Annotated in this window: 11 protein-coding genes; 3 read left to right on the plus strand and 8 right to left on the minus strand. The window is 64.6% G+C overall.

The genetic code is table 11. The annotated features are described in order from the left end of the window. Nucleotides 1-20: 20 nt before the first annotated feature. The 7 genes from rplQ to BIU82_RS03165 all read right to left on the minus strand — a co-directional run bounded on the left by rplQ (nt 21) and on the right by BIU82_RS03165 (nt 4,365). On the minus strand, nt 21-599 hold the full coding sequence (gene rplQ, locus BIU82_RS03135) for a 50S ribosomal protein L17 (protein WP_070347946.1): 579 nt from the start codon (nt 597-599) through the stop codon (nt 21-23). A 63-nt stretch (nt 600-662) separates the two neighbouring features. Further along, a complete protein-coding gene (locus tag BIU82_RS03140) occupies nt 663-1,673 on the minus strand; it encodes a DNA-directed RNA polymerase subunit alpha (RefSeq protein ID WP_070347947.1) in 1,011 nt (336 codons plus the stop codon). 138 nt (nt 1,674-1,811) lie between these two features. After that, the gene (gene rpsK, locus BIU82_RS03145; RefSeq protein ID WP_021472435.1) at nt 1,812-2,213 is read right to left on the minus strand and encodes a 30S ribosomal protein S11; all 402 of its coding nucleotides are present in this window, start codon (nt 2,211-2,213) and stop codon (nt 1,812-1,814) included. A gap of 50 nt (nt 2,214-2,263) precedes the next feature. After that, nucleotides 2,264-2,638: a 30S ribosomal protein S13 gene (rpsM, locus tag BIU82_RS03150; protein WP_070347948.1), complete on the minus strand. Its 375-nt coding sequence runs from the start codon at nt 2,636-2,638 to the stop codon at nt 2,264-2,266. Nucleotides 2,639-2,835: 197 nt separating this feature from the next. Then, nucleotides 2,836-2,949: a 50S ribosomal protein L36 gene (gene rpmJ / locus BIU82_RS03155; RefSeq protein WP_011775570.1), complete on the minus strand. Its 114-nt coding sequence runs from the start codon at nt 2,947-2,949 to the stop codon at nt 2,836-2,838. 70 nt (nt 2,950-3,019) lie between these two features. Further along, the gene (gene infA / locus BIU82_RS03160; protein WP_009358723.1) at nt 3,020-3,241 is read right to left on the minus strand and encodes a translation initiation factor IF-1; all 222 of its coding nucleotides are present in this window, start codon (nt 3,239-3,241) and stop codon (nt 3,020-3,022) included. Between the two features lie 185 nt (nt 3,242-3,426). Next, entirely contained in the window at nt 3,427-4,365 is a 939-nt protein-coding gene (locus BIU82_RS03165; RefSeq protein WP_070347949.1) for a P1 family peptidase, read from the minus strand. 203 nt (nt 4,366-4,568) lie between these two features. Between BIU82_RS03165 and BIU82_RS03170 the strand changes: the two genes are divergently transcribed. From BIU82_RS03170 to BIU82_RS03180, 3 genes are all read left to right on the plus strand, one after another. Beyond that, nucleotides 4,569-5,513 (plus strand): sugar ABC transporter permease, encoded by a 945-nt coding sequence (locus tag BIU82_RS03170; protein WP_083292150.1) that lies wholly within the window; start codon nt 4,569-4,571, stop codon nt 5,511-5,513. Next, nucleotides 5,510-6,373: a carbohydrate ABC transporter permease gene (locus BIU82_RS03175; RefSeq protein ID WP_070347950.1), complete on the plus strand. Its 864-nt coding sequence runs from the start codon at nt 5,510-5,512 to the stop codon at nt 6,371-6,373. Before BIU82_RS03170 ends, BIU82_RS03175 begins: the two co-directional genes overlap by 4 nt. Nucleotides 6,374-6,434: 61 nt before the next feature. Beyond that, nucleotides 6,435-7,793 (plus strand): ABC transporter substrate-binding protein, encoded by a 1,359-nt coding sequence (locus tag BIU82_RS03180; RefSeq protein WP_070347951.1) that lies wholly within the window; start codon nt 6,435-6,437, stop codon nt 7,791-7,793. A gap of 82 nt (nt 7,794-7,875) precedes the next feature. On the opposite strand, the gene BIU82_RS19225 is transcribed toward BIU82_RS03180, so the two are convergent. Further along, a partial coding sequence (locus tag BIU82_RS19225; protein ID WP_139146468.1) for an IS30 family transposase occupies nt 7,876-8,088 on the minus strand: 213 nt, incomplete at its 5' end.

An 8,088-nucleotide genomic window follows, 5' to 3' on the forward strand; every position in this document is an offset into this window, starting at 1 on the left:
ATGCGAAGAAAATCAGCGAATTACTTCGCGTCCTTCTCCTCGGCCGGAGCCTCTTCGGTCTCGACAGGCTCGACCACCGAGTCGGCCGGAGCCTCTTCGGCAGCGGCCTCGGGAGCCTCGGCAGCTTCGGTCTCCACGACCTCTTCAGCCGGAGCTTCTTCAGCGGTTTCGACAGGCTCAACCGCCGCAGCCTTCTCGGCAGCCTTGGTGGCCTCGGCTACAACAGCCTGCTTCGGGGAAACGGGCTCGAGCACCAGTTCGATGACAGCCATGGGAGCGTTGTCGCCCTTGCGGTTGCCGATCTTGGTGATGCGGGTGTAGCCGCCCTCGCGGTTCTCGACAGCCTGTGCGATGTCGGTGAACAGCTCGTGGACGATGCCCTTGTTGCTGATCAGGCCGAGCACGCGGCGGCGGGAAGCGAGGTCGCCACGCTTGGCGAAGGTGACCAGGCGCTCTGCGTACGGCTTCAGGCGCTTGGCCTTGGTAACCGTGGTGGTGATGCGCTTGTGTTCGAACAGCGAAGCTGCCAGGTTCGCGAGCATCAGGCGCTCGTGAGCCGGACCGCCTCCGAGGCGCGGACCCTTAGTGGGGGTAGGCATAGTAATTTCTCCTGTAATGAAGGCCGTACTGGTCCGTCCGGGACCCGATGGCCAAGATCTGTGTTAGAGCTCGTCGTCGCTGAACGCGGCGTCGTCCTCTTCGATGGCTGCGGCGCGGGCTGCAAGGTCGAAACCGGGAGGCGAGTCCTTCAGGGACAGGCCCAGTTCCACCAGCTTTGCCTTGACCTCGTCGATGGACTTGGCACCGAAGTTGCGGATGTCCATCAGGTCAGCCTCGGAGCGGGCAACGAGTTCACCCACGGTGTGGATGCCCTCACGCTTGAGGCAGTTGTAGGAACGGACGGTGAGGTCCAGATCCTCAATCGGCAGTGCCATGTCGGCAGCCAGGGCTGCGTCGGTGGGCGACGGGCCGATCTCAATACCTTCAGCTGCGGTGTTCAGCTCGCGGGCCAGACCGAACAGTTCCACCAGGGTGGTGCCTGCGGAAGCCACGGCATCGCGCGGGGCGATGGCCGGCTTGGTCTCGACGTCGACAATCAGCTTGTCGAAGTCGGTGCGCTGCTCAACACGGGTGGCTTCCACGCGGAAGGTCACCTTCAGGACCGGCGAGTAGATCGAGTCGACCGGGATACGGCCGATCTCGGAGTCGCCGGACTTGTTCTGAGCTGCCGAAACGTAGCCGCGTCCGCGTTCGATGGTCAGTTCGAGTTCGAACTTGCCCTTCGAGTTCAGCGTGGCAATGTGCAGATCCGGGTTGTGGAATTCGACGCCGGCCGGCGGAGCGATGTCCGCAGCGGTGACGACTCCGGGACCCTGCTTGCGCAGGTACGCGACAACCGGCTCATCGTGCTCGGAGGACACGGAGAGGTTCTTGATGTTCAGGATGATCTCGGTGACATCTTCCTTGACACCCGGAACCGTCGTGAACTCGTGCAGCACGCCATCGATCCGGATGCTGGTAACAGCGGCACCGGGGATGGAGGAGAGCAGGGTACGGCGGAGGGAGTTTCCGAGGGTGTAGCCGAAGCCCGGTTCCAGCGGTTCAATGATGAAACGCGAGCGGTTCTCGGAGACTACTTCTTCAGACAGTGTGGGGCGCTGTGCAATAAGCACTTAGGTTTCCTTTCGGCGAGCATCCGCTATATGACGCAACACAGGTAGTGGAAATCGGCTTGTTTCTTCCGGCGCTGCCGGCCGTGCCGCCGGACAATGAATGCCCGACGGCGGCACGGCCGGCCGCAGCGGAGTCAACTAGACGCGGCGGCGCTTCGGCGGGCGGCAACCGTTGTGGGCGCTGGGGGTGACGTCCTGGATGGAGCCAACCTCGAGGCCGGCGGCCTGCAGCGAACGGATTGCGGTCTCGCGTCCGGAACCCGGGCCCTTGACGAAAACGTCAACCTTGCGCAGACCGTGCTCCTGGGCGCGCTTTGCAGCAGCCTCGGCAGCCATCTGGGCAGCAAACGGGGTGGACTTACGGGAGCCCTTGAAGCCAACCTCACCGGCGGAAGCCCAGGAGATCACAGCACCGGTCGGGTCCGTGATGGACACGATGGTGTTGTTGAAGGTGCTCTTGATGTGCGCCTGGCCGAGCGCAATATTCTTCTTATCCTTGCGACGCGGCTTACGGACCGCTCCACGAGTCTTGGGGGGCATGTTTTCTCCTACAGAAAGTTATCGGGGAAGAACTGGTCAATCCCTACGGATTAACGAGCCTTCTTCTTGCCGGCGACGGTGCGCTTCGGGCCCTTGCGGGTACGAGCGTTGGTCTTCGTACGCTGACCGCGTACGGGCAGGCCCTTGCGGTGGCGCAGGCCTTCGTAGCTGCCGATTTCAACCTTGCGGCGGATGTCAGCGGCTACCTCGCGGCGAAGGTCACCCTCAACCTTGTAGTTGCCCTCGATGTAGTCACGCAGCTGAACCAGTTCGGCGTCAGTCAGGTCCTTGACGCGAACGTCAGCGCTGATGCCGGTGGCAGCCAGGGTTTCCTTTGCACGGGTCTTGCCCACGCCGTAGATGTAAGTAAGCGCAATTTCCAACCGCTTTTCGCGGGGAATGTCTACGCCAGCGAGACGAGCCATAGTGGCGGTACTCCTTGAATAAACCGGAGGTCGTAGGCAGTACACCCACACTTTCCGTGTGGCCCCAGCCTCCGACCGGGGGTTCGCTGTCCGGGCTCGTTGTTGCTCAATGTCCCAGCGCAGCTTGTGCTGCCTTTATTTACTTGCGTGGGCACAGCCCAGGTTTGCCCTTGCGGGCGCTGACTCCCTGGCGGGAATTAGCCCTGGCGCTGCTTGTGGCGCGGGTTCTCGCAGATCACCATGACCCGGCCATTACGGCGGATCACTTTGCACTTGTCGCAGATCTGCTTAACGCTCGGCTTGACCTTCATGGCTTTCCTTTGCGTGTTGCAGGTGGTCGGCTGGAACGGCTAGCGGGCTTGCGCCCTGCCGGCCAGCAATTTACTTGTAGCGGTAGACGATGCGACCACGTGTGAGGTCGTAAGGGCTCAGTTCCACCACTACGCGGTCCTCAGGGAGAATCCTGATGTAGTGCTGGCGCATCTTCCCCGAGATGTGTGCAAGAACGATGTGCTTGTTGGTCAGCTCAACACGAAACATCGCGTTGGGCAGCGCCTCGGTCACAACGCCCTCGATCTCAATGACCCCGTCCTTCTTGGCCATATCCTCCGCTAACTGTTGTTTGCCGCAGTCCTTCCCAAGGGAATCCCTGCGGACGTTTTTGGGTTTTCGGCTGTTCCGCCACCCCGCCCAAAAATGGGCATGATGATGCAGACAACCAACACACAACTCTACTGCAGGCGGATACTTTTTCCAAACCGGCCGCTGCCGCTGCCGGGAGGCGGCGCTCAGGCGCCGAACGCGCGGAACTCCCCGGCCGGCGTCGTGATGGTTTCGGCGGAAGCGATGCCGTCCAGAACGGCCAGCCTCACGGCTTCGGCGGCGGCGCTTTGCAGGGTGATGAGGGAGATTTGGCGGGCCTGCTCGCTGCTCCGGTCGAGCGCGACGGCGCCGGTCGCCAACGCGAACACGGTGTCGCCGTCGGCGAGGGTGTGGGACGGGTTGAGGGCCCGCGCGAGTCCGGCATGGGCGGCCCCCGCGGTGCGCTTGCATTCGGCCGGATCCAGGACGGCGTTCGTGGCGACGACGGCGAGCGTCGTGTTCAGCCCCTGACTGCCGGGCGCCGGCAGCTCAGCCCCGGCAGGCATGCCGAGCGCATTCACCACCGCGATGGCGCCGACCACCACGGGACCGTCCGGCGCGACCGCTTCGAGAGTTACCGACGCCGTCCCGACTCCGCCTTTGAAGGCTCCCCTGCCGAGCACCGCCCCGGTTCCGGCGCCGGCGTTGCCGCGCTCGACGTCGGCCTCCTCGCCGGACGCCGCAGCAGCGGCTGCCGCGTCGTAGCCCATGTCCGCACCGGGACGCGCGGCAAAGTCGCCGCCGCGGCCGAGGTCGAAAATGGCGGCAGCGGGGACGATAGGCACCACGCCGCCCGTTACCGGGAAGCCGCGGCCGTGTTCTTCGCACCAGCGCTGGGCGCCGTGCGCGGCGGCCAGACCGTAGGCGCTGCCGCCGGTGAGCACCACTGCGTCTACCGTGGGCACAAGGGTGGTCGGGTCCAGCGCGTCGGTTTCGTGGGTGCCGGGCCCTCCCCCGCGCACGTCCACCGAGCCGATGGTTCCCGGCGGAGGCAGTACCACCGTGACACCGGACAGCCAGCCGTCGCCGACCTTGCGGACCTGCCCAACCCGGATTCCGGGAACATCGGTGATCTTGGATGCCATGAGCCCATTGTGCGGCAGCAACGGTGAACACGCAGCGAACAACCGCACAGTGAGTAAACGAGAGCTTAAGTATTAGCGAACTCTCACTTATTCGGGCTGTTTTCGGGCGTTTCGGCACCGGCGCTGTGGTGGAGTGATTCCGGCCTGTGCGAGCTGCCGGGCTGTGCGGGTTCCCCGCCCTGAACCGACTTCCACGGATATCCATGACGATTCTCGATACTGCTCCGGCTCCGTCCGCGAACCGGCCTTCGCCCCGCGCCCGACGCGGCTGGAGCCCGCGCCGCCGCCGCGACTTCCTGGTGTTCCTCGCGTTCGCCGCGCCCAACCTCCTGCTGATCGCGGTGTTCACGTACCTCCCGCTGATCAACAACATCTATTACTCCACGCTCGACTGGACGCTCGGCTCGGCCGAAGCGACCGTCGTCGGGCTCGGCAACTACCTGACCTTCTTCACGAGTGCCGACGCCCCGCGCGTCCTGGGCACCACCGCCCTCTTCACGGCCTGCACCGTTGGCGGCTCCATGCTGCTCGGCCTGCTTGTCGCTCTGGCGCTCAACGCCAAGGTCCGCGGCACCACCTTTGCGCGGGCCGCCGTCTTCGCCCCGTACGTGCTGTCCGGCGTGGGCGTCGGCCTCGTATGGCTCTTCATCTTCGATCCCGGCTACGGCGTCCTGTCCTGGATCCTGCGGGCGTTCGGGGCAACCAGCCCGGAGTGGATCAACGATCCGCAGTTGGCACTGGTGATGGTGATCGTGGTGTACGTCTGGAAGAACCTGGGCTATTGCGCCGTGGTGTTCCTGGCCGGATTGCAGTCACTGCCCGGGGACGTCATGGAGGCCGCAGCGCTCGACGGCGCCGGCGGCGTGCGCCGTTTCCTCGCCATTTCGCTCCCGCTGCTGTCCCCCACCACCTTCTTCCTGCTGATCACCACCATGCTCAGTTCCCTGCAGGCCTTCGACCTGATCCGGATCATGACCCCGCTGGGCAACGGCACCAGCACCCTGATCTACGAGGCCTACCTGCAGGCCTTCGGTGCCTACAACCGGGCCGGCTACTCCGCTGCGATCTCCGTGGTGCTCTTCGCCATCCTGCTGCTGGTCACGGTGCTGCAGCTGCGCTTCGTGGAGAAGAAGGTGCACTACGCATGAGCACGCTGACTGAAAACCGGGCCTTCACCCGGAAGAACTTCGCGGCAACCCTGGCCGGCGGCTACGTCCCACTGATCCTCGCCACCCTGGTGGTGTTCCTGCCCCTGCTGTGGATGGTGCTCAGCTCCTTCAAGCAGCCCGGGGAGATCGTCACCACGGAGCTGAAGTTCCTGCCGGAGTCGCTGAACCTGGACAACTACCGCGAGGCCATGACCACCGTGCCGTTCGGGCAGTTTTTCCTGAACAGCGTGATCGTCACGGCGGTGGGCTCCACCATTAAGGTCACACTCGCCATCCTGACGGCCTACGCCCTGGTGTTCGTGGACTTCCCGTACAAGAACGCGGTGTTTGTGCTGATCCTAGTGGCATTGATGGTCCCGGCCCAGGTGTCCATCCTGCCGAACTACATCCTGATCGCGGGCCTGGGCGGGAAGAACACCCTCTGGGGAATCATCCTGCCGGGCCTGGGAACCGCCTTCGGCACCTTCCTGCTGCGCCAGCATTTCCTTACCCTTCCCGGTTCCATCCTGGAGGCCGCGGAGCTCGACGGCGCCGGGCACTGGCGGCGCCTGTGGCGGATCGTGGTGCCGGTCTCCGTGCCGTCCATCGCCACCGTGGGCCTGGTGACCGTAGTGAGCGAATGGAACGACTACATCTGGCCGCTCATCATCACGGACCGCCCCGAAAGCATGACGCTCCCCGTGGGCCTCACCCTGCTGCAGAACTCCGAAAGCAACGGCGCAGGCTGGGGCATCCTCATGGCCGGAGCCGTGCTGGTGATCCTGCCCGTGCTGGTCATCTTCGCCATGCTGCAGCGCTACATCGTGGCCGGACTGACGCAAGGCAGCGTCACCGGCTGAAAACCGCCCTTCCCGTCAATCACCCGCATCAACCCTGCCGGACACCAGTGAAAGGTCCTTCATGAACCAGCCCGCTTCGAACCAGCACCTGCTCCGCCGCCAGTTCCTCGGACTCTCGACGGCGGTGGCCGTCGGCGCCGCCCTGGCCGCCTGCGGAGGCCCCTCCACCAGCGGCGGCTCCACCGCACAGGCCGCGGCCGACGTCGACTTCTCCGGAGTGAAGCCCGCAGCGAGCTTCGACTTCTGGTCCACCCACCCGGGCAAGTCCCAGGACGTCGAGAAGGAACTGATCGCCAAGTTCCAGGCCAAGCACCCGGACATCAAGGTCAACCTGATCACCGGCGGCGCGGACTACGAAGAAATCGCTCAGAAGTTCCAGACCGCCCAAGCCGCCAAGAGCGGGCTGCCCGCACTCGTGGTGCTCTCCGACGTCTGGTGGTTCCGCTACTACATGAACAAGAGCATCATCCCCATGGACGGACTGCTCAAGCAGCTCGACTTCAAGCTGGATGACTTCCGCGAAACCCTCGTGGCCGACTACGGCTACGACGGCAAGCAGTGGGCCATGCCCTACGCCCGCTCCACCCCGCTCTTCTACTACAACAAGGACCACTTCAAGGCCGCCGGCCTGCCGGACCGCGCACCGAAGACCTGGGCCGAATTCGCCGAATGGGCCCCCAAGCTCAAGGCTGCCTCGAAGGCACGCTTCGCCTTCATGTACCCGGCGCTGGCCGGCTACGCGGGCTGGACCCTGCAGAACAACCTGTGGGGCGAGGGCGGCGGCTGGTCCAAGGACTGGGAGATCACGGCCGACTCGGACGCCAACGTCAAGGCGCTGCAGTTCGCCCAGGACTCCGTTTACAAGGACGGCTGGGCCGGCGTGTCGTCGAAGGACTCGGCTGACGACTTCGCCGCAGGCATCGCCTCGGCCACGTTGTCCTCCACCGGCTCGCTGGTGGGCGTGCTCAAGAACGCCAAGTTCAACGTGGGCGTCGGCTTCCTGCCCGGCGGTCCGGCGTCGCAAAGCCCGGTCTGCCCCACCGGCGGCGCTGGCCTCGGCATCCCGGCCGGCGTTCCGAAGGAACAGCAGCTGGCCGCCGCCACCTTCCTGAAGTTCATCAGCGAGCCGGAGAACACTGCGCTCTTCTCCGCGGCCACGGGATACATGCCCACCCGCAAGTCGGCGGACATGTCCACCGTGCTGGCCAAGACCCCGCAGATCAAGACCGCCATGGACCAGCTTGCCGTCACCCGCAAGCAGGACAACGCGCGTGTGTTCCTGCCGGGCGCAGACCAGGAAATCGCGAAGGCCGCCGCGGCGATCCTGACCCAAAAAGCCGACGTCAAGGCCAGCCTGGGCAGCCTGAAGGGCAAGCTCGAGGACATCTACGCCAAGGACGTGAAGCCGAAGCTCGGCTGAACCTCCCCCTAAACCAGCGCGAACGTACACTTGGGGCCCCTTTTCCAGGGCGGTTTCTAAGGGTCGTTGCAACACTTGTTGGTTAGATGGCTAGTAGTAGATCACGCAGGCGCTCGGCTGGGGTATCCCAGTCGAGCGTTTTGCGTGGTCGGCCGTTGAGTTCCTGGGCCACGTGTTCAAGATCCTCTGGCCCGTAGACGGACAGGTCGGTGCCTTTGGGGAAGTACTGGCGCAGCAGCCCGTTGGTGTTCTCATTGGAGCCGCGTTGCCAGGGGCTGGCCGGGTCGCAGAAGTA

The sequence above is a fragment of the Arthrobacter sp. SW1 genome, from assembly GCF_001766675.1.
Lineage (GTDB): Bacteria > Actinomycetota > Actinomycetes > Actinomycetales > Micrococcaceae > Arthrobacter.